Annotated in this window: 19 protein-coding genes; 6 read left to right on the forward strand and 13 right to left on the reverse strand. The window is 52.2% G+C overall.

Going from position 1 to position 22,182, the window contains the following annotated elements:
* Positions 1–54: 54 nt before the first annotated feature.
* Both LG323_RS03100 and nfuA read right to left on the reverse strand, forming a co-directional pair.
* On the reverse strand, positions 55–1,038 hold the full coding sequence (locus LG323_RS03100; RefSeq protein WP_310696782.1) for a TAXI family TRAP transporter solute-binding subunit: 984 nt from the start codon (positions 1,036–1,038) through the stop codon (positions 55–57).
* 96 nt (positions 1,039–1,134) lie between these two features.
* Positions 1,135–1,743, reverse strand: a complete 609-nt coding sequence (gene nfuA / locus LG323_RS03105) for a Fe-S biogenesis protein NfuA (protein WP_404418943.1) — start codon at positions 1,741–1,743, stop codon at positions 1,135–1,137.
* 162 nt (positions 1,744–1,905) lie between these two features.
* Here nfuA and metH point away from each other — a divergent pair, with 162 nt between their 5' ends.
* Positions 1,906–5,604: a methionine synthase gene (gene metH, locus LG323_RS03110; protein ID WP_404418946.1), complete on the forward strand. Its 3,699-nt coding sequence runs from the start codon at positions 1,906–1,908 to the stop codon at positions 5,602–5,604.
* A gap of 9 nt (positions 5,605–5,613) precedes the next feature.
* Entirely contained in the window at positions 5,614–6,939 is a 1,326-nt protein-coding gene (locus LG323_RS03115) for an MATE family efflux transporter (RefSeq protein WP_404418948.1), read from the forward strand.
* Positions 6,940–6,951: 12 nt separating this feature from the next.
* Here LG323_RS03115 and LG323_RS03120 read toward each other — a convergent pair whose 3' ends face one another.
* Positions 6,952–7,758 carry a flagellar motor protein MotB gene (locus tag LG323_RS03120; RefSeq protein WP_404418950.1) on the reverse strand — a complete coding sequence of 269 codons (807 nt, stop codon included), beginning with the start codon at positions 7,756–7,758 and terminating at the stop codon, positions 6,952–6,954.
* A gap of 18 nt (positions 7,759–7,776) precedes the next feature.
* A complete protein-coding gene (locus tag LG323_RS03125; protein WP_404418952.1) occupies positions 7,777–8,553 on the reverse strand; it encodes a MotA/TolQ/ExbB proton channel family protein in 777 nt (258 codons plus the stop codon).
* A gap of 292 nt (positions 8,554–8,845) precedes the next feature.
* On the opposite strand from LG323_RS03125, the gene LG323_RS03130 reads away from it, so the two are divergent.
* Complete coding sequence (locus LG323_RS03130; protein WP_404418954.1) at positions 8,846–9,310, forward strand: c-type cytochrome; 465 nt, start codon at positions 8,846–8,848, stop codon at positions 9,308–9,310.
* 68 nt (positions 9,311–9,378) lie between these two features.
* Here LG323_RS03130 and LG323_RS03135 read toward each other — a convergent pair whose 3' ends face one another.
* The gene (locus LG323_RS03135) at positions 9,379–10,047 is read right to left on the reverse strand and encodes a cytochrome b/b6 domain-containing protein (protein WP_404418956.1); all 669 of its coding nucleotides are present in this window, start codon (positions 10,045–10,047) and stop codon (positions 9,379–9,381) included.
* A gap of 58 nt (positions 10,048–10,105) precedes the next feature.
* Between LG323_RS03135 and pdxH the strand changes: the two genes are divergently transcribed.
* On the forward strand, positions 10,106–10,753 hold the full coding sequence (gene pdxH, locus LG323_RS03140; protein ID WP_404418958.1) for a pyridoxamine 5'-phosphate oxidase: 648 nt from the start codon (positions 10,106–10,108) through the stop codon (positions 10,751–10,753).
* Positions 10,754–10,768: 15 nt separating this feature from the next.
* Here pdxH and LG323_RS03145 read toward each other — a convergent pair whose 3' ends face one another.
* Positions 10,769–13,498 (reverse strand): GNAT family N-acetyltransferase, encoded by a 2,730-nt coding sequence (locus tag LG323_RS03145; protein WP_404418960.1) that lies wholly within the window; start codon positions 13,496–13,498, stop codon positions 10,769–10,771.
* Between the two features lie 119 nt (positions 13,499–13,617).
* On the opposite strand from LG323_RS03145, the gene LG323_RS03150 reads away from it, so the two are divergent.
* Positions 13,618–14,541 (forward strand): histone deacetylase family protein, encoded by a 924-nt coding sequence (locus LG323_RS03150; RefSeq protein ID WP_404418962.1) that lies wholly within the window; start codon positions 13,618–13,620, stop codon positions 14,539–14,541.
* Between the two features lie 96 nt (positions 14,542–14,637).
* Positions 14,638–16,173: a diguanylate cyclase gene (locus tag LG323_RS03155; RefSeq protein ID WP_404418964.1), complete on the forward strand. Its 1,536-nt coding sequence runs from the start codon at positions 14,638–14,640 to the stop codon at positions 16,171–16,173.
* A gap of 73 nt (positions 16,174–16,246) precedes the next feature.
* Here LG323_RS03155 and LG323_RS03160 read toward each other — a convergent pair whose 3' ends face one another.
* The 7 genes from LG323_RS03160 to LG323_RS03190 all read right to left on the reverse strand — a co-directional run bounded on the left by LG323_RS03160 (position 16,247) and on the right by LG323_RS03190 (position 22,117).
* Positions 16,247–16,642: an ectoine synthase gene (locus tag LG323_RS03160; protein WP_404418966.1), complete on the reverse strand. Its 396-nt coding sequence runs from the start codon at positions 16,640–16,642 to the stop codon at positions 16,247–16,249.
* 11 nt (positions 16,643–16,653) lie between these two features.
* A complete protein-coding gene (ectB, locus tag LG323_RS03165; RefSeq protein WP_404420103.1) occupies positions 16,654–17,928 on the reverse strand; it encodes a diaminobutyrate--2-oxoglutarate transaminase in 1,275 nt (424 codons plus the stop codon).
* Between the two features lie 53 nt (positions 17,929–17,981).
* Positions 17,982–18,476: a diaminobutyrate acetyltransferase gene (ectA, locus tag LG323_RS03170; RefSeq protein ID WP_310695669.1), complete on the reverse strand. Its 495-nt coding sequence runs from the start codon at positions 18,474–18,476 to the stop codon at positions 17,982–17,984.
* Positions 18,477–18,608: 132 nt separating this feature from the next.
* The gene (gene gorA, locus LG323_RS03175) at positions 18,609–19,967 is read right to left on the reverse strand and encodes a glutathione-disulfide reductase (RefSeq protein WP_404418968.1); all 1,359 of its coding nucleotides are present in this window, start codon (positions 19,965–19,967) and stop codon (positions 18,609–18,611) included.
* 54 nt (positions 19,968–20,021) lie between these two features.
* A complete protein-coding gene (locus tag LG323_RS03180; protein ID WP_404418970.1) occupies positions 20,022–20,486 on the reverse strand; it encodes a cytochrome c in 465 nt (154 codons plus the stop codon).
* Position 20,487: 1 nt separating this feature from the next.
* Positions 20,488–21,678, reverse strand: a complete 1,191-nt coding sequence (locus tag LG323_RS03185) for an HD-GYP domain-containing protein (protein ID WP_404418973.1) — start codon at positions 21,676–21,678, stop codon at positions 20,488–20,490.
* Between the two features lie 106 nt (positions 21,679–21,784).
* Positions 21,785–22,117, reverse strand: a complete 333-nt coding sequence (locus LG323_RS03190) for a hypothetical protein (protein WP_404418975.1) — start codon at positions 22,115–22,117, stop codon at positions 21,785–21,787.
* Positions 22,118–22,182 lie beyond the last annotated feature (65 nt).

A 22,182-nucleotide genomic window follows, 5' to 3' on the forward strand; every position in this document is an offset into this window, starting at 1 on the left:
GCCAGCTACACACAATGAATAGCTGGCATCTTTTAAAATGACCACAAGTCAAAGTCAGTCAATCAACCCAGCTTCGCGATAGTAGCGCTCGGCACCTGGGTGCAAGGGTGCAGAAAGACCCGCTGAAACCATATCCTCTTTTTCCAGGCCGCTGAACGCAGGGTGCAGACGGGTGAAGGTATCAAAGTTATCAAAAACAGCCTTGACCAGTTGATAAACCTGCTCATCCGGTGTCTGTGATCGGGTTACCAGGGTTGCAGCAACACCAAAGGTTTGCACATCATCCGGGTTGCCTGCATATTCACCACCGGGGATGGTTGCGCGGCGGTAATAGGGGTATTTCTCCAGCATCCGATCCACATAGTCGCCACGAACATTGACCAGACGGCTGTCGCAACTGCTGGTTGCTTCCTTGATGGCACCACTGGGGTGGCCAACAACGTAGATCATGGCATCAATACGGTTGTCGCACAGAGCCGAAGACATCTCTGCTGCGCGCAGGTCGGCGGCCTGGGAATAAATACCCATGTCCTGACCCCGCAGTTCCTGCATCTGCTCCACTGTCGAGCGCTGGCCCGAACCGGGGTTGCCAACATTCACCCGCTTGCCTTCCAGATCATCGAATTCAGGGGCTTTGGCATCAGCACGAGCCACCACGGTAAAAGCTTCCGGATGAACCGAGAAAACCGCGCGCAGATCCTTGTAGGCACCGGCTTCTTCAAACTGGGCTTCACCCCTGTAGGCATTGTACTGCACATCGGATTGGGCAATGCCAAAATCCAGCTCACCGGCACGAATGGTGTTGACGTTATAAGCAGAACCCCCGGTGCTTTCCACCGAGCAGCGAATACCATGCTCACTGCGATTGCGGTTGACCAAACGACAGATGGCACCGCCGGTCGGATAATAAACCCCTGTCACACCGCCTGTGCCTATGGTGATAAAGCTTTCGTTGGCAACAGCGGAAGTGCTGACTGCAGCCAAACCCATTCCTGCAGTGACAGCCGCTGCTGCCAGTGTGATTTTAAACCTTGACATGCCTTTTCTCCCAAGCAGTTATTCTTCTTAGTAGCAAATCGACTACATTTGTAAATCTAGGCAGCTGTAGAGCTGCTGTCAAAGTTTGATGAGCATTTATTTATAGTAGGCGTTTTCTTTGTCGGTATGGTCGGTGACATCACGAATACCTTTAAGCTCAGGCAAACGCTCCAGAAGTGTTTTCTCCACGCCATCTTTCAAGGTTAAATCCACTGCCGAACAACCCTGGCAACCGCCACCGAACTGAAGTACGGCAACGTTATCCTCGGTCAGCTCGATCAGCTTGATTTCACCACCATGCGCAGCCAGGCCGGGGTTGATATCACTGTAGAGAATGTAGTTGATCTGATCACCCAGCGGACTGTCTTTACTGACCTTGGGCATCTTGGCATTGGGTGCCTTGATGGTCAGTTGACCGCCCATACGATCCGGGTTGAAGTCCACCACGGCTTCGTCAAGAAAGGGCAGGCTATTTTTTTCCAGAAACACCTTGATTTTACCCAGCTGCACCAGCTCATCATTGGCATCTTCTTCGCCAGGGCGGCAGTAAGCCAGACAGGTCTCAGCATAGGGCGTACCCGGCTGAGTGATAAACACCCGGACACCCATATCAGGCACTTCCTGCTTGCTGAGCAATTCAGCCAGATAGTTCTCTGCTGATTCGGTAATTTCCAGAGGTTTGCTTGGGGCTTCAACTTCGCTCATATACTTTTCATCCGCCTATTCAATCAAGTTCGATACCTGCATCTTAGTCAATGCGGGGCTGAAGAACAATACCCTAGTCTTTTGATAGGTCTTTTTATCTCACCCCCAGCGCCTCTTTTTGCTAGAATGGCGCAAATTTTTCTGTCGGAGTTTGAAGCCTTGATGAACACCCCTGCCCTCACCCGTCTGGAGAGTCTTTACAAAGCCCTGCAAGAACGCCTGGTCATCCTGGATGGCGGCATGGGCACCCTGATCCAGAACCAGAAGCTCAGTGAAGAAGAGTACCGGGGCGAGCGTTTTGCCGACTGGCATCAGGACGTCAAGGGCAACAATGACCTGCTCGTTCTCACCCAGCCGCAGCTGATCCGTGAACTGCATGGCCAATACCTGGCGGCCGGTGCCGACATCATTGAAACCAACACCTTCAACTCCACCCGCTTGTCCCAGGCTGATTATGACATGCAGGAGTTGACGGCCGAATTGAATGAAGCCGGTGCCAGGGTGGCTCGTGAAGCTGCGGATGCTTATTCAACGCCGGATAAACCGCGTTATGTCGCCGGGGTGGTCGGGCCAACCAGTCGCACGGCCTCTATCTCCCCGGATGTGAATGACCCCGGCTATCGCAACATTACCTTTGACGGGCTCGTGGAAAACTATATTGAGGCCACCGAAGCCCTGATTCGCGGCGGTGCTGACCTGATTCTGCTGGAAACCATTTTCGACACCCTGAATGCCAAGGCGGCGGTGTTTGCCGTTCAGGAAGTCTTTTATCGCCAGGGTTATGAACTGCCGATCATGATTTCCGGCACCATTACCGACGCTTCGGGGCGTACCTTATCGGGCCAGACTACCGAAGCCTTCTGGAACAGTCTGCGCCATGCCAAGCCCCTGTCCATCGGCCTGAACTGCGCTCTGGGTGCCGAAGATCTGCGCCCCTATATTGAAGAACTCTCGCGCATTGCCGACACCCATGTTTCCGCCCACCCCAATGCCGGTCTGCCCAATGAATTCGGGGAATACGACCAGACGCCTGATGAAATGGCCGCCATCCTGCGCGAATTCGCCCAGTCCGGTCTGATGAACATCATCGGTGGCTGCTGTGGCTCCACCCCTGAGCATATTCGCGCGGTTGCTGAAGCCGTTGCTGACTGTGCACCCCGCAAAATTCCGGAAATCAGCAAGGCTTGCCGCCTCTCCGGCCTGGAGCCTTTCAATATTCGCCCGGATTCTCTGTTTGTGAATGTCGGGGAAAGAACCAATGTTACCGGTTCGGCACGCTTTAAACGCCTGATTCTGGAGGAAGACTATACGACGGCCTTGGAGGTGGCACTGGAGCAGGTGGAAAATGGTGCCCAGGTTATTGATATCAATATGGACGAAGGCATGCTGGATTCAGAAGCCGCCATGGTGCGCTTTCTGAACCTGATTGCCGGGGAACCCGACATTTCCCGGGTACCCATCATGCTGGATTCCTCGAAATGGCCGATTCTGGAAGCCGGTCTCAAGTGTGTGCAAGGCAAGCCTATCGTCAATTCCATTTCCATGAAGGAAGGCGAAGCCGCTTTCCGGGAACAGGCACGCCTGTGCAGGCGCTATGGTGCTGCAATTATCGTCATGGCTTTTGATGAAGAAGGCCAGGCCGATACTTTTGAGCGCAAGATAGAAATCTGTGAACGGGCTTATCGCCTGCTGGTGGATGAAATCGGTTTCCCTGCTGAAGACATTATTTTTGATCCCAACATTTTTGCCATTGCCACGGGTATTGAGGAACACAACAACTATGGCGTGGACTTCATCCAGGCCACCGAATGGATTCACAAGAACCTGCCCCACGCCCTGATTTCCGGCGGGGTGTCCAACGTCTCCTTTTCTTTCCGGGGTAACAACCCGGTTCGTGAAGCCATCCATTCGGTCTTTCTCTACTACGCTATTAAAGCTGGCATGAGCATGGGGATCGTCAATGCCGGTCAGTTGGCGGTTTATGATGATCTGCCCACTGAATTACGCGAAGCGGTGGAAGATGTCGTCCTCAACCGCCGTGATGATGGCACCGAGCGCCTGCTGGATCTGGCCGAAAAGTATCGCGGCGATGGCAAGACAGCCGAAAAGAAAGAGGATCTGGAGTGGCGCAGCCTGCCCGTGAACAAACGAATCGCCCACTCCCTGGTCAAAGGCATTACCGCCTTTATTGATGAAGATATCGAAGAAGCCCGCCAGGCTGCCGAACGCCCGATTCATGTTATCGAAGGGCCCTTGATGGATGGCATGAATGTGGTGGGTGATCTTTTTGGGGAAGGCAAGATGTTCCTGCCCCAGGTGGTGAAATCAGCGCGGGTCATGAAACAGGCCGTAGCCATCCTGATTCCCTACATTGAAGCCGAAAAAGCCGGTGAGGTGCAAACCAAAGGCAAGATTCTGATGGCCACGGTCAAGGGCGATGTTCACGACATCGGCAAGAACATCGTCGGTGTCGTGCTTCAATGCAACAACTATGAAGTCATCGACCTGGGCGTGATGGTGCCTGCCGATAAAATTCTCAAGGTGGCCCGCGAAGAAAAGGTCGATATCATCGGCCTCTCTGGCCTGATCACGCCATCACTGGATGAAATGGTTCAGGTGGCCAAGGAAATGCAGCGCCAGAACTTTAAAATTCCGCTGATGATCGGTGGTGCCACCACCTCCAAGGCGCATACTGCGGTGAAAATCGACCCACAATACGATGAGGCGGTGGTCTATGTCAGCGATGCCTCCCGGGCCGTTGGTGTTGCCAGCAACCTTTTATCCAAAGAGCTCAAGCCTGCGTTTATGGCCAAAACCAAGGAAGACTATGATGCGGTGCGTGAACGCCAGGGCAAACGTAAAACCAAGGCTGCCACCTATGATTATGCCCAGGCTATTGAGCACAAGCTGCCCATAGATTTTCAGGCTGAGCCCCCCATCAAGCCCAGAATGATCGGCGTTCAAGCTTTTGATGACTATCCACTAGAAGAGTTGATCGAAAGGATTGACTGGACGCCCTTTTTTATCAGCTGGAATCTGGTTGGCAAGTACCCCGCCATTTTTCAAGACAAGGTGGTCGGCGAAGAAGCCAAGAAGGTCTTTGCAGATGCCCAGGAAATGCTGCAAGAGCTGGTGGCCGGCAAAAAGCTCAAGGCCCGGGGTGTCATCGGCCTCTGGCCAGCCAATACCGTGGATAACGATGCCCTTGAAGTCTATAGCGATGAAAGCCGAACTCAGGTGGTTAAACGCCTGACTCATCTGCGACAGCAAACCCCGGACAAAAACGGTCACTGCAAATCTCTGGCTGATTTTGTGGCGCCCAAGGAGTCCGGTATTCCCGACTGGATCGGGGGCTTTGCTGTAACGGCGGGTATCGGAGCCGAAGAAATTGCCAAGGCTTATGAAAAGCAAAATGATGACTATCGCGCCATCATGGTCAAGGCCCTGGCGGATCGTATGGCCGAAGCCTTTGCAGAACGTCTGCATGAACGGGTTCGCAAGGAGTTCTGGGGTTATGCAGAAGACGAGCAACTGGATAACACTCAACTGATCAAGGAAGCTTATCAGGGGATACGTCCAGCTCCAGGCTACCCTTCCTGCCCGGATCACACTGAAAAACAGGCCTTGTTTGATCTCTTGCAAGCGCCTGAAAACACCAGCCTGGAGTTGACGGAAAGCTACGCCATGTACCCGACGGCTGCCGTTTCCGGCTGGTATTTTGCCCACCCGCAAAGCAAATACTTCAACCTGGGCAAGATTACCCGTGATCAGGTTGAAGCGGCTGCGGCCAGCAAAGAAATGCCGGTCAAGGAACTGGAGCGCTGGCTGATGCCGGTTCTGGGCTATGACCCGGATCGCTAGGCTGCCTTTATGCTGAAAGTTGGCCGTACCCGCAAGATATTGAGTCTGGCTCTGCCTATTATGGGTGGAATGCTGAGCCAGAGCCTTTTGAATCTTGTCGATGCGGCCCTGGTTGGAAGTCTCGGGGAAACGGTGCTGGCCGGTGTGGGTGTGGGAGGCTATGCCATCTTCATGCTCACCGCCTTGATCATGGGTCTCTCCTCCGGTGTCCAGTCCCAGGTGGCCCGCCGACACGGTGCTCGTCTCTACTCAACCCGCGCCCTGCCACTCAATGCGGCCATCCTTTTGGCCCTGCTGGTTACCCTGCCCTTGAGCTGGCTGGCCTGGCACTTTTCTTTACCCATTGTCGGCTTGATCAATCAGGAGGCAGCGGTCCAGCAGACGGCCTCCGAATATTTCAGCTGGCGCAGCCTGGCTCTACTGCCCGTTGCCTTGACCCTGTGTTTTCGGGGCTATTGGCACGGCATTCATCAGCCGGGCATTTATCTGAGAATCATTCTCTTCACTCATTCCCTGAATATCCTTCTCAGCATCTGGCTGATTCATGGTGGCCTGGGTGTTCCAGCTCTGGGTGCGGTGGGTGCAGCCCTGGGCACCAGTATTTCAGTGACCCTGGGGGCTTTAGTATGGGGCTGGTTGACCTGGAAACGGGCCTGCCCCAGTGGTTTTATTTTTCAATCAGCTTCTCCCGGCCTGCTCTGGCGCACCCTGCGTCTGGCAGCCCCCAACTCCCTCCAGCAGTTTCTTTTTGCCGTCAGCTATGCCGTACTTTTCTGGTTTCTGGGGCAAATCAACACCTCCAGCGTTGCTGTCGGTCATGTGCTGGTGCACCTTTCTCTCTTGTTGATTCTGCCGGGAGTGGGACTGGGCATGGCGGCCATGACACTGGTAGGTTCCAGCCTGGGTGAAGAGGATGATGTGGAAGCACACCGCTGGGGCTGGGAGGTGGTGCGCCTGGCTTCCGTGTTGCTCGCTTTTCTGGGCCTGCCGATGCTGATCTTTCCAGAAGCCATTCTGGGCATTTTTCTCTATGAAGCCCACTTGATAGAGTTGGGTCGGGTTCCCCTGATGCTGACCGGCATCATGATCACTCTGGATGCCGCCGCTATAGTCTTTAATCAGGCTTTGCAGGGTGCAGGTGCGCAACGCCTGGTGATGCAGATCAGCCTGTCCATGCAGTGGCTGGTGTTTTTACCGGCAGCCTGGCTGGTGGGGATTCACTGGGAGGCAGGGTTGCTGGGTATCTGGTATGCCCAGCTCGGATTTCGTATTCTGAATTCCAGCGTCTTTGCCTGGGTATGGCAGCAGAGACGCTGGCAAAAATTAAAGGTCTAAATTAACTATTTTTTAGCGGTAGGTCGGAACCTGTTGAATACCCTGGAAAACTTCGCGCTCTTCAGTGATATCCCTTTCCATCAGCAGTATTTCCACCCGACGATTCTTCTTTCTACCGTCAGGAGTGGCATTGGTGGTTATGGGGCGCGCATCACCATTGCCCACGACATAGAGGTATTCCTCATTCATATCGCTCATCCAGGTCAGCTCATGGGCTACAGAGGTTGCCCTGGCAGCAGACAGCTCCCAGTTGGAGCGATAGCGATCGGTATTGATTGGGACATTGTCGGTATGGCCACCCACAACCACATACATTTCATATTCGGAAATCAGGTCACCCACCCGCTGAATAATGGGCACCATCTGGGGTTCCAGCCAGTCACTGGCTGAACCAAAAGCGGCATCATCAGGAAAGCGGATAATGATATGATCTTCATCCTGCTCCACAATCATCAGACCCTTCTCAATCTCATCCGTGAAATTAGTCTCCAGACGATTGCCTATGGCATCCAGTTGATCTTCAGAACCGGTTTCTTCTGTAGTGGGAGGCTCAGGTTTGATGGGTTCGATGATATTTTCTGTACGTGGGGGGTTGTCCACAGGAATCAGATTGAGTGGATTCATCATCTGAAAGCCGAATGAATCCTGCAGAGCCATGGATATAGCCCGATAACGTTCCTGCTCCATGGTGGAAAACGACAGTATCAGAACAAAGAACACCAGCAAGAGTGTCATCATGTCCGCAAAGGTCACCATCCATTTCGGGACCGGTGCATCCTTGATTTCCTTTTTTTTCGGCTTTTGGTTCTGATTTAGCATGCGAAGATATCCTGGTGACTACTCAACTTCTTCGTTCATGTTTACTGCCCCACGCTGATATTCAGGCAGGTAGGTTTCCAGTAACTCATCCAGAACTTGAGGGTTCATGCCGTTATAAATACCCATCACCGAATCGATGATCAATGACATATTGTTGCTCAATTCTTCACCTTTCAAAGCCAGCTTGTCGGCAATCGGCAGGAAAATCAGCTGGGCCATCAGGGAACCATAAAAGGTGGTCAGCAGGGCGATGGCCATACCCGGACCCAGGGCGGTTGGATCATCGAGGTTATTCAACATCGCCACCAGACCCACCAGCGTACCCAGCATACCAAAGGCAGGCGACAGGTCGCCAAAAGAGCGGAAAACTTTCTCACCAATGGATTTGCGATCAATAGTCAGCAGCATTTCTTTTTGTAGCACTTCCTGAATGAACTCCGGTGCGCTGCCATCCACACACATCTGCACCCCCTTCTGGAAGAAGGGGTTGTCAATGGGTTCATCTTCCAGGCCGAGAAGGCCATTGCGGCGGGCAATACGGGAAAGGCGGTTGGCCAGGGCAATGATTTCACGTGGATTGTCATTGCGTTCAAAAAAAGCGGTGATAAAACCTTCCTTGATCCCTACCAGATAACTCTGAACACGAAACTTGATCAAGGCTGCTGAAAAGGTACCCCCTACAACCAGGAGAATACCCGGCAGGTTGAAGAAAAGGCCCAAGTCTGCACTTGTAATGATGGCCAGTACAATCAGGGTCATACCCAAAACCAAGCCAAGCAATGTAGCAAGATCCATATTGCGATCCTTATAAATACAGCATTAATCTGAAGGTTGATGTACCGACTGGATGGGCACAGACCCCAGTATGATAGCAGCCTTGAGGCTTTTGCACAGCCTTGAAGCCCAAGCTTTTGTCGTGCAACTTACCTAGAGCACAGCAAAAAAGCAACAAGCGCCCTATTTTTGCAATCTGAGATAACTAGCATCGGCCAGGCTGACAATTTTTTAAGCTGCATTTTGCCGATCTTTGCTTTTTAAGGTAAAGTTCAGAATGTATAAGTAAAATCTGATGAAAAGGAGAGACAAGATGCTTAAGAAGCTAGCAATGGTTGCCGCCGCAGGATTTTTGGTTGCCAGCCCGGTTCAGGCCCACAGCAACCCCTTTAACGCTGAAGATGCCGTGGAGTACCGCCAGGCCCTTTATCAGGTCATCAGCGCCCAGGCCGGTGTCATGGGAGCCATGGTGAAAGGTGATATGGATTTTGATGGTGAAGAAATCAACAAACGCGCTAAAACGATAAGCCAGGTTGCCGGCCTTTTGTCGGAAACCTACTTTCCTGCCACCCGTGATGTCGACGCCAGCAAGATGAAGGACGTTGCCTGGGAGGAAATGGAAAGCTTTCAGAAAAAAGGCAAGGAATTTGGTCAGGCTTTACAGGAACTGGTTCAGGCCTCCTCTTCTGCAGACTTTGATCGCAACCAGGCCAAGTCCACTGTCGGTGCCCTGGGAAAAAGCTGTAAAAGCTGCCACGATGACTATCGCAATAAATAGCCCCCTGGAAAATCATCAGTGATTTGCAAAGAGGCCATTATGGCCTCTTTTTTTGGCCCCAGAAGGGCTTACAACCAGTAAAAGACCACCCCAACAGGCAGGAGCGCCAAAATAACGGCAAGCACAAATCTCGACCAGGGAAAAACCTGGGGTTCGGCACGCAAATCCCGGGGTTGCTTGCTCGGTTGCTTTTTACCCGTCAACATTGCCTTGGCGAGTTTTTCACCTTTCAGTCTGTAAACAACTATGGCCAGCAAATGCAGGGCAATCAACACCAGAAGCAAATTGAAGATCCGTGGGTGCCAGTGGGTCATCCAGTCTGAAACGGCTGCAGGCACCCTGTCATAGAGAGGGCCGGGAAAAATAAAATCATCAATGAACAGACCGGTCATCAACTGCAAACCCAAGGCAAGCAGCATAACCAGAACCATCCATCCGCCCGGTGGATTATGGCTGACATAAAGCGGTTTTTTCCCGGTGAAAAAACCTTTGGTGTAGTCCAGCAAAGTACGCGGCCCATATACAAAATGCCAAAAACGGGCATAGGGTGTTCCGATCACCCCCCAGATCAGGCGGTAGAGAAGCAGAAACATCAAGAGCTGGGCAAAAAGCATATGTATTTCTGTATCCAGACGGGTAAACCAGAGCGCAAAGATGACCAGTGGCAAGGACCAGTGAAATACTCTTATCGACCAGTCCCAGACTTTGATATTCTGAACATCCTGTTGATCTTTCATAGATAAGCTTCCCCTAATTCAATTAAAGTTGCTCACTTTACACCAAGAGGAATACAAGATGAACCGTGACCTGGCTGCCATGCGTCGTAACTATGCCAAAGATCCACTCAGTGAAAAGAAAGCGGGCGACTGTCCTTTCCAGCTGTTCAACCACTGGCTGGCTGATGCCATGGAAAGTGAAACCCTGGACCCCAATGCCATGACCCTGGCCACGGTCGACAACCAGGGGCAACCCAAGGCACGCACCTTGTTACTGAAAGGCTTTTCCAAGGAAAAAGGCTGGATTTTTTACAGCAACTATGAAAGTGACAAGGGCCGGGAACTGGCTGAAAACCCCCTTTGCAGCCTGCTTTTCTGGTGGGAAAACCTGGAGCGGCAAGTCCGCATAGAAGGCCGGGTGCAAAAGCTGCCGGAAAAGGATTCTGATGCTTATTATACCAGCCGGCCGCGCGACAGCCAGATTGGTGCCTGGGTTTCCGAGCAAAGCCAGATCATTCCCAGTCGTGATGTCCTGGAAGAACGGCTGGCCGTGTTGGAAGAACAGTATGCGGGCATAGACACCCTGCCGCGTCCTCCTCACTGGGGTGGCTACCAGCTACTGCCCACCAGTGTTGAGTTCTGGCAGGGTCAGCCCAGTCGCCTGCATGACCGCTTGCGTTTCCGGCTGGAAAAAGACCAGTGGGTCAAAGAAAGACTGGCTCCCTGACCCCCGGCAGCTCCCCTAAAAAACGGGGTTCTGCAGCCTGTGGCGCTGCCAGTCGCTGGTGGGCTCATTCAAAGGAAGAACAGCGTCTATGACCTGTTCTTCCAGGTTATAGCTGCACTTGAACCCCAGGTGCTTCATCAGCCCACGCATGGGGTGATTTTCCACCATGATTTTTCCGACCATCTCCAGAGTTCCCACGCTTTTGCTGTAACTGATCAGCTTGTTCATCAATAGAGAACCCAGCCCCAGCCCCTGCAAATCATCACGGATAATCACCGAAAATTCAGTACGCACATTATCCGGATCGGTCCAGACACGGGACACACCCAGAATTTCCTTGCTGCCATCCTCCAGCGTCTGCTCGGCAATAAAGGCCATCTGGCGGTCGTAGTTGATCTGGGTTAGCAGGGACAAGTCACGTTTGCTTAAATCTGCCTTGTTGTGAAAATACCGAAAACGAATGCTTTCTTCAGAGAGACGACTGTGAAAGCCCAGGAGAGCCACGGCATCCTCACCCCGAATAGGACGCACCTCCACTTCCCGACCATCCTTGAGATTGACCACTTTTCTGAGATCTTCAGGATAGGGCATGATGGCATGATAAGCCGGGTCACCCAGATCACACTGCACATCTATGGCCAGCAACTCTTCACGGTTCAGCAGCAGCGGATTGATCTCCAGGCCCTTGATCAGAGGCAGCTCAGAGCAGAGTTGCGAGAGCTTGACCAGTAACTGACAGATTCGATCCAGGTCTTCATCGGCATGATTGCTGTGTTCCTGAATCAGGCGACCGGCATGGCTGCGCGTCACCAGGTCTTTTGCCAGCGTCATGTTTAAAGGCGGTAAAGCCAGTTGGCGGTCAAAGAGAATATTGACCTTATAGCCCCCGATGCCAAACAGGATGATGGGGCCGAAAACCGGATCACGGGTAACCCCCAGGTTCAGCTGCATGGAATGCTTGCCACGCTGCATGGACTGCAGGACAAAAGAGTAAAAAGGGCTGTCAGGGAACTTCTCTTCGCGCTTGGCCTGAAGCTTTCTGGCACCGTTTTCCACGTCTTCAGGTGTCTCCAGATCCTGTAAAAGGCCTGCTGACAGCTTGTGAGGGTGTTTACGGTAGACAAAAGGAAAAGAATTGTTGGCATGATTGATTTTCAGAGCTTTACTGCCAGGCAGAAGTTCAGCCATTTCCGCAGCCTGCTCAGGGGTTTGCGGATAAAAAGTCTTGGCCAGTTCAATACCATAGGCCTGCAGAAGCTCACGGGTTTCCCAATGGGTGAGATGATCCCTACCCTGCTCAGCCACCCTACTCACCAGCTCCTTGGCTCTTTGCCTTGCATCCCTGGCCGTTTCAAAAGCCAGGCTGGGTGGTGTTTCCTGTAAAAGACGCTGGTTGCGCTGATAGTTCACCAGGTGCATGAAGGCCTGCACCGCTTTTTCAGGGGACAGATAGGTGGGAATGCCCGCCAGATTGAATTCGTGACGGGCCGGAAAGGCATGATCCAGCCCCATCCAACTGGTCAAGAGGTTGCGTTTGTAAGTCTTGCGATTGGCAATGACCGCCATGGCGGTAGTTTCACTGGGAGCCAGACGCGTCGGTGCGTGTACCACCAAGACAGCATCGACATTGGGATCAGCAGAAACCAGCTGAATGGCATCCACAAAGTGCTGGGGGGTTGCCCCACCACCGATATCCAAAGGGTTGATCCGGTATTCATCACTGGGCAACCAGTCCCGGAGCTTTTCCCGAGTGGCTTCAGAAAGTGGCGCCAACTGCCCGCCCTGGTGTATCAGTCGATCCACCGCCAGCATACTTGGGCCCAGGCCATTACTGATGATGGCCAGACGATCACCTCTGACTGGGCGCATCCGGGTCAGGGTTTCCAAAGCATCAAACAACTCTTCACTGTTATGAACCCGAACCATACCCGCCCGTGAAAACGCCGCGTTATAAACAGGGTCACGGTTGGGTAATCCAGGCGTTAAAAGCAGAGGGTCACCCTGGGCTTCAGGGGTACGTCCGGACTTGATGGCCAGAACCAGCTTGTTGCGTGACGCTTCACGCACTGCGGTCATGAAGTGGCGGGAGTCGGGAATATGCTCCAGATGCAGCAAAATTGCCTGGGCACTGGAAAAGCGGTTGATAAAATCGATCACATCCGCCAGGCGCACATCCACACTGTCACCCAGTGTGATCAGATGGGAAAAACCGATACCCCGGCCATTGGCCCAGTCAATGATGGCGTTGCCCAGCATTCCCGACTGCCCGATGTAGGCAACCTTGCCGGCCTTGATATTCTGGGGGGCATAACTGGCATTGAGTTTACGACCCGGTACCAGTATCCCCATGCACTCCGGCCCCATGACCCGGATTCCGGATGTTTGGGCGGCTTCCAGAAGTTTTTGCTTGTAGTTGGTCTGCCGGTGCCCCTGGTTGGAGGTTAATATCAAAGCGGCCTTAACGCCAAAGTGGCCCAATTCTTCAACCACCCCCGGCGCTGCAGCTGCGGGCGTACAGACAACCGCCAGATCAGGCACTTCAGGAAGCTTCTGTATCGAGTGGTAAACCTCGCGCCCATGAACCTGAGCGTATTTTTTGGGATTAACCACCCAGACCTTGCCGGGAAAGTCGGCATCGTTGAGGTTGGCAACCACTTGACCACCCAGGCTGAAGTTTTTTTCCGAAGCACCTATGACCGCCAGGCTCTCAGGCTCAAAAAAATACTTCAAAAAGCGTGTGCTCATTCCCTACTCCTCACTAAAAACCAACAGACTGGCAGTGGCTTGCAATTATTTCGACGTTTGCCCAGTATCCATGAAACAGCAACAAGTTTAAACTGGGTCAAAAAAAGGACGGGCCTTATATGATCACTTCGTTTATCACTCATCAGGACTGCGCCCTTCATGATATGGGGCCCTGGCATCCTGAAAATCCACTGCGAATCAATGCCATTGTTGATCAGCTCATGCTGAGTGGCCTGATGAATCAATTGATTCAGTATAAAGCTCGGCCGGTAACGGATGAACAGCTGTATCGTGCCCACCCCAAAGCGCATGTACGCTCCCTGGAGTTGAGTCTGCCGGAAAAAGGCTTTACTGCCCTTGAAGAAGAAACCCTGCTGGCCCCCCGCTCTCTGGAAGCTGCATCTCTGGCAGCTGGGGCTGTTATTCGTGGTGTCGACCAGATTTTCAAGAACCAGGCCGACAATGTCTTCTGTGCCGTTCGCCCTCCCGGCCACCATGCTGAAAAAGTCGAGAGTATGGGGTTTTGTTTTTACAACAATGCCGCCATCGGGGCCTTACATGCCTTGGAAGAGCATGGCCTGGATCGGGTGGCCATCGTGGATTTTGATGTTCATCACGGCAACGGCACGGTCGACGTCTTTCGCAACGACCCGCGTGTGCTGGTCTGCTCCAGCTTCCAGCACCCCTTCTACCCCTGGCGTTATGCTGATTACCAGGGTGACAACATCATCAACACCCCGCTGGAAGCCCATACCGGCAGTTCTGGATTTCGCAAAGCCATTGAAAGCAACTGGCTCCCGGCTCTGCAGAAATTCAAACCCCAACTGATTATTATTTCAGCAGGTTTTGATGCCCACAGGGAAGATCCCATGGGCGAACTGAACCTGGAAGATGATGACTACTATTGGGTGACCAGCCTGCTCATGGATCTGTCCAGAACCTATACCAACGGGCATCTGGTGTCCGTTCTGGAAGGCGGTTATGACCTGAGTGCCTTGGCCCGTTCTGTGCATCGTCATATCGAAGCCTTACAGGGCATTTAATCATGGCTTCTTGCTTTTGCAATGCTTTGTCCTGGGGTATAGTGGCTGTTGAATCCAGTCAACTTCAGGTCAGTGAATTTACGCAGGAGTAAAGCGGTGATCCCGGCACCACTCAAGGACAAGCTCAATAATTGCAAGACTCTGCCATCACTTCCTGCAGTGGTTGTCAAAGTCATTGAGCTTGCTCGTCAGCCCAATTCCGGCAGTCGCGAACTGGCGGAACTCTTGTCCCAGGATCCCTCACTGAGTGCCAAAATCCTGGCTGCGGCCAACTCGGCCTTTTATGGCGGTCAGGAACTCAAGGGATTGCAGCAAGCCATCAATCGAATCGGCATGGAAGGTGCTCTTTCTTTATCGCTTAGCTTTGGTCTGGCGATGAACAAGAATATTGCCAGCAATGGCATGGATCTGGATTATTTCTGGAAACGCTCGCTGATCAGCGGACTGGCCGTACGCGAACTGCACAAAATCACAGAACTTAAATTTGATGTTGAAAGCGTGTATCTGGCGGCGGTGCTGCAGGATATCGGCATGCTGGCCCTGAATGAGCTGGATCCGGATATTTATGGCGTCATTTTTCACAGTGCACGCTCCCATCGCCAACTGACCTCTTTTGAAGAACGCGAATACGCCAGCAATCATGCTGTAATCGGTGCCTGGCTGGGCAAAAGCTGGGGATTACCCGACAAGTACACGGATCTGCTCTTTGCCAGCCATCAGCTGCCCAAAGAAATCCCTGCCGAAAACACCAATCTTCGCGTTCTGGCACTTTCCGGCCTTTTGGCTGACCCCTGGCTTTCCAGCAACAAGGAAATGTCCATGACCCTGGCTTTTCAGGCTGGCCAGGACTATTTGAATCTGGATGAGCACCGTTTTTCCCATCTGCTGCTGCGCCTTCAGGATCAACTGCCTAATATTGCCAGGCTTTTTGATATCAAGGCACCCAACAACATTGATACCTTCAATCTTCTGCAGGATGCCAAACACCTGCTGGTGGAGCGCAACCTGCGCATGATGCAGAAAATGGCTCAGCAGCAGAATGAAATCGAGCAGTTGAAAAAAAGCTCGGCGCGCCTTCAGGAGCAATTGAAACGCGATCCCCTGACGGGCATTTATAATCGTCAACACACCGAGCAGGAATTACACAGCTACTTCCAAACAGTCGCCAATTCCGCTTCCTCACTGGCCGTTGTGTTTATTGACCTGGATTATTTTAAGACCCTGAATGACCAGCATGGACACTCCGTGGGTGACTCCGCTCTTAAGGCTTTTGCTTCAGCTTTGGAGCAGGAGCTGGGCAATGACTGTGTAGCAGGCCGCTATGGCGGTGAAGAATTTGTGGCCTTGATGCCCGGCCATACCCAGGAATCCGCTCTGGAGTTTGCGCGTCGCCTCCAGGAGTACCTGGCCTCGACTCCACTGCTCAGTCACAACAGGGAAGATATCTATATTTCCGCTTCGATGGGAATTGCTGTCCATGCGCCTCATACCAAAAATAGTGAGCAGCTGTTCAGTGACCCTGATGCCCTTCTGGATGCTGCCGACAAGGCCATGTACAGCGCCAAACGTACGGGGCGGAATCAGATCCTTCTTTTCTGCAGCGAGGGCAGACATACCAACCTTGAAGGCTGAAAAAGCTTGCCGCAACTGCAAAAAAAAAAGCCACCGCAAGGGTGGCTTTTTGATTACTGCATGAAGCTAACCATCAGGCTTCATCAGCAGGGGCATAGGAGCCATCTTCACGATGCACTTCTGTACCGGTAATGGCTGGATAAAACACACAAGCCAGGGTCATGGTTTTGCTGGCACGCAACAAGTGTTGGTCATGCTTGTCCAGGACATAAACATCACCAGGCTTGATCGGCCAAATTTTACCATCAGCGACGGTTTCCACTTCCCCTTCACCTTCAATGCAGTAAACCGTTTCCAGGTGATGCTTGTAGTGGATGGGTGTTTCCGTATCCGCATAAATGCGGGTAATGTGAAACGAGTGGTTCATCTGGTCATCCGCCAGTACCAGGCGTGTGCTGTCCCAGTTGCCATTCTCGGCTTTGACAAAACGCTCGGTTTTACGAGCTTCGTCCAGGTTGCGTACGATCATCAGATGGCTCCTTAAGCTTGTTTGGCCAATTCTTCTTTCAGGACCTTCTCGAGTATATCCAGACCCTTGTTGAGCTCATCATCAGTAATCAGCAAGGAGCAGAGGCATTTCACCACCTGGCCTGAGTGACCGCAGGTCTCAATAATCAGGCCATTGGCAAAACAGCCAGCCACAATACGGTCGGCCAGATCGCCATCCACCACATCCAGACCCCGCATCAAACCACGGCCGCGTTCTTCAGAATCCTTGATACCGGCATCCTGACAAAGACGAGACATCTGCTTGAAACGGTGCTCAACGATTTTACCCTTGCGCTGAACATCCTTGGCCAGGTCATCATTGGTCCAGTATTCACGCATTGCAGCGGTTGAAGTGATGAAAGCCATGTTGTTGCCACGGAAAGTACCGTTGTACTCACCGGGCTTCCACTGATCCAGGTCGCGACGCATGAAGACAGCGGCAAAAGGCAAGCCATAGCCGGACAGTGACTTGGAAGTGGTCACGATATCAGGCTTCAGGCCCGCTTCTTCAAAGCTGAAGTAGCTGCCGGTGCGGCCACAGCCGGACTGGATGTCATCGACAATCAACAGGATATCGTGTTTTTTACAGATGGCTTCAATACCTTTCAGCCACTTGGTGGAAGCCACATTGATACCGCCTTCACCCTGCACTGTTTCCAGAAGGATGGCAGCCGGGTAATCAACACCACTGGAGCTGTCGGTCAGGGTTTTTTCCAGAAATTCCAGACTCGAGGAATCACCGGCCATATAACCGCAGTAAGGCATGAAGGACACGCCTTGGGTAGGTACGGCTGCAGCGTGACGGAACTTGCTGTTGGCTGTGGTCGCCAGGGCACCCAGAGTCACCCCGTGGAAAGCATTGGTGAAGGAAACCACATTGGTGCGGCCGGTGACATTACGCACAATACGCAAGGCGGCTTCAATGGCATTGGTACCGGTGGGGCCACAAAACTGAACTTTATAATCCAGGCCGCGTGGCTTGAAGATCACTTCTTCCAGGGTTTCCAGGAAATCCCGCTTGGCGGTTGTCCACATATCCAGACCGTGGGTAATACCATCGTCCGTGATGTAATCAACCAGTGCTTTTTTCAGCTTGGGGTTGTTATGACCATAGTTGAGCGTACCGGCACCGGCCAGAAAATCAATGTATTCACGATCCTGCTCATCGTAAAGTTTGGCACCACGGGCACGGTTGAATACAGTGGGGAAAGAACGGCTATAAGTCCGCACTTCCGATTCCATACGTTCCAGTGATTCTGAATTCACTTGGTTATTGCTCATTATTAGTCACCTGTCGGTTTGAAGGTAAAAAGAAAGTGTTAGCCGGCAGTAAAGGGGCCGATTTGAACCAGCATTTCCGGCTCATGATCACCACCCAACTGCTCGGCAGTAAACATCACCTGATTGTTCAGCTCAGCTTTGCGATCACGCGCAAAGGCACGGAAAAGCCCCCAGGAAGCCTGGTTGTCGGGAGTAATGGTTGTTTCCAGATAGCGCACCTCTTTACAGGCATCACCAGCCAGAACGGCATCCATCAGCTTGCGGGCCATACCCTGCCCACGCAGTTCATCCCCGACGGCAACCTGCCAGAGAAAAAAGGTATCGGGTGATCCGGGCTTGATATAGCCGGACAGAAAACCACTAACCTTGCCATCCAGCTCAGCCACCACACAGGTTTCAGAAAAATGCGTGGATTGCAGCAGGTAGAGGTAAGCAGAGTTCAGATCCAGAGGGGGGCAGCTCTTGATAAGCTGGTAAATCGGGAAGCCATCATCAACGATGGGTTTGCGAATAATGGGAGTTTTAGTATCCATTGAGTTATGGGTCTCTGTCCAAGATGGTGCTTATCTTACCAGAAAAGCACCAAAAATCAAATTTACGATTATGGAAAACTGCCAGAATCATAATTTTAAATTATGATAAAAGCAGCTTCCCCTTCTCTCCGATCAGGTACGCGTAACGCTGCGCAGAGTCACCAGCTCTTCAGCTGACGTCGGGTGAATACCGATGGTGGCATCAAAGTCAGCCTTGGTTAAACCGGCTTTTACCGCAATACCTATGCCCTGCACTAGTTCACCGGCATCCGGGCCAACTACATGACAGCCCACAACCTTGTCGCTGGCAGCATCCACAACCAACTTCATCAAACAGCGCGAGGGATTTCCGGACAAGGTATTGCGCATGGGTTTGAAGCAGGTGGTATAAACACGAATATTTTTATACACCTTTCTGGCTTCTTCTTCAGAGACTCCAACTGTGCCGATATTGGGATGGCAGAAAACCGCAGTGGCAATATTAGAATAGTCCATAACCCTGTTTTCTTCTTCACTGTAAAGGTTATGAACAAGCGTCATGGCTTCAGCCAGAGCCACCGGTGTCAGTTGTGGCCCACCGGTGACATCACCCAGGGCATAAATACTGGGCACCTGAGTGCAGAAGTTGGCATCAATGCTGATTTCACCCAGGCTATTGGGCTTAATACCTACATTGTCCAGTCCCAGGTTCTCGACATTGCCGCGGCGACCCGTGGCGCAGAGTACGGCATCCACCTCCAGAGTACGACCATCGCTCAAGGTAACAGCCAGGGCATTCAGGTGCTTGTCGATGCGCAAAATTTCTCGGCCCAGGAAGAAATTGACACCATGCTGCTGCATTTCCTCCTGAACAAAGCCTCGAACTTCTTCATCAAAGCCACGCAGGATTTTGTCGCCACGATAAACCTGGGTTGTCTCAGCACCCAGCCCCTTAAAGATCGATGCAAACTCGGTTGCTATATAGCCACCGCCATAGACCAGAAAACGCTTGGGAAACTCGGGAAGGTTGAATACTTCATTGGAAGACAGACACAGTTCTGAGCCGGGGAAGTCAGGGATATAGGGCCAGGAACCGGTGGCAATCAGTAAACGCTCTGCAGAATAGATCTGCTCGCCGACCTGCACCTCATGCGCTGAAACGATGACACCCCGGCCCTCAATGCGCTGCACGCCGCTGCCTTCCAGAAGACGGTTGTAGACACCATTCAAACGCAGAATTTCATTACGCTGGTTATCCCGCAAAGTCGGCCAGTGAAATTCGGGCTCACTGACCGTCCAACCATAACCGGCAGCATCCTTGAAGTCCTCGGCAAAATGCGAGGCATAGGAATAAAGTTTTTTGGGTACGCAGCCAACATTGACGCAGGTGCCCCCCCAGTAGCGGTCTTCAATAATGGCAACCTTGACGCCTCGCCCGGCAGCCGTGCGTGCTGCACGCACACCACCTGAGCCAGCACCGATCACCAGCAGGTCAAAATCATAATTGGGCATTTAATCTAATCTCTTGGTTCTTGGTTAGTGACGATCCGAATTCTCAACAGTCTATTATCGGTAACGGAAGGTATTGTGACAACGTCGACAGCTTTTGGCAGTCCGATCGATTTGCCGACCCGCGGCCGACATCTGCCCCTGATCCAGCAGGTCATTGATTTCTTCCAGATTATCAATGAATTCATTCATCAGATCATCATAACGCTCTTTTTGCTCCCAGATTTCCGGACGCGCCCGGCTTTGACCGAAAACCTCTCTGGGAGAAATCTCTTCAAAAAGTCCAGGGAGACGATAAGCATATTGAATCAGATCCTCGGAATAAGCCATGACCTCGTCAGGGTCTTCACTGCGCAGATTGACGACCTTGAAACGTAACGCTTTGAAAATACGCTCCATTTCATCAAAGGTTTCAATCCGAAGATTGACATCCCCGGACAAGGAGCCACCTTGAACAGGCAAAAATGTCAGGGCCAGAAGCAGAAAAAAAGCGGATCTTGCCGGTAAACTGTGTTTGTGCATATCAATTAATTCGTTTGAGTTTGATGCCCCAAACCAGGGTGGGATTCAAACGCGGCAGATTCTTGGGGTTAAAAGCCCCCATCACCGAGTACGGGTAATCACTGGTGTCCCTTTCCTGCATGCGCATAAAAAGTTGACCGTGAGTATCCATAAAACTGGTCACCAGGGGGGCTTTGTTGTCCGAAGTGCGTTTAATGACAATCGCCACCTCCCCATTGCGCAACCGTACACAGGCACCGGGTGGATAAAGTCCCAATTCATTCAGAAACACCATGCTGAGCTTGGGATCAAATTGTTTGCCGCGCTCAAGAAAGATGGAGCGGAGGCTCTGCTGGGCACTCAGCCCTGGGCGATGCGGTCGACCTGTGACCAGAGCCGAATAAACATCGCCCAGGGCAATGATTCTTGCTTCAGGACGAATCCGCGTGCCTTTCAAACCCTTGGGGTAGCCCTTGCCATCGGCTTTTTCATGGTGTTGAAAAACAATCTGCAGCCAGAGATTATCCATGACCCCGGCTTTGTTGAGCAACTTAACACCTTCCAGGGGGTGCTGTTCAACCTGCTCCCGCTGACGTTTGCTTAAAGGATCCTTCTGGGCATGCAAGCGCATCTGATAGCCATACATGCCGATATTCTGAGTCAGAGAGGCCGCCAGCATGGACAGCTGGATCTTCTGGGGCACTTTCAAGGTTCGGGCAATCAAGGCAGCCATCACCGTCACATGCAGTGGATGCTGAATCACATAAGGGTGCTCACTGTTCAGATGCACGGCACCCAGTACAGCATCGGCATTAAACTCGACCAGCCCCTGAATCTGGGTGGCCAAAGAATAACAGCGCTTTTCAGTCTGTCCGGGCTTGGTGTCCTGCTCTTCAATTTTCTGCAGCAGGACCTTGAGCTCAAACCCCAGTTCATCCAGCTCTGCAAAGGGATTGGTGCCTTCCGTGAAAACAACCGGTTGGGGTTCATCCGGGGGCGGCCCGGCCTCTTCACCTGCATCCGAAGCCTTGCGCTCACGGTGACGAAACCCCTTGTTGAGCAGGTTGTTCAGCTTGTGCTGAGTGTCAACAGGTGCCCCTTCTTTCATCAATAACTGACCGGCCTCTGAGTAGACCGTCCAGGGCAGGGGTTTACCCAGCTCCAGTTCATCTTCTTCCAGTGGGTAAAGTTCCTGATTGTCTTCTATAAGCATTGGGGTTCCGTGTTCAGAAAATCGGCAGATTATGAATTTTAAACCAGTCACTCCTTCACTGCATGAAACTGAACCGACAAATTACACACAATAACAAGACATTACCTCACTCATCCTTTTGCTGTTGAGCTTGCTGCCAGGCCTCAAGGCTTGGATAACCGGCTTCCAGTGCCCGCTCTTCCAGGATGACCGAGTAACGACCAATAAACGCAAAGAGGGCAATAACCAGAAAGCAAAGCGTTAAACCGACATGCAAAAGGAGAACCGGTGGCAGGTACAAGCGCTGAATCAGCAGCTTGCGGCTGGGTGGCCACCAAAGAAAACCCACCAAAGCCAGAAAAATACCGCTCAAAAAATACTGGCTCGTCAGCCAGAAGCCGATCAAAATCAGGGAGCAACCAAACAGCCAGCCCAGACTCGTGGATAATTTTCCATCCATTGTTTTTTACCTTTATTTGTAAAGCAGCAAAATGCTACGCTGATCACCTTTCAAGTCAACTTAGA

This window comes from Marinospirillum sp., from assembly GCF_044810985.1.
Lineage (GTDB): Bacteria > Pseudomonadota > Gammaproteobacteria > Pseudomonadales > Halomonadaceae > Marinospirillum.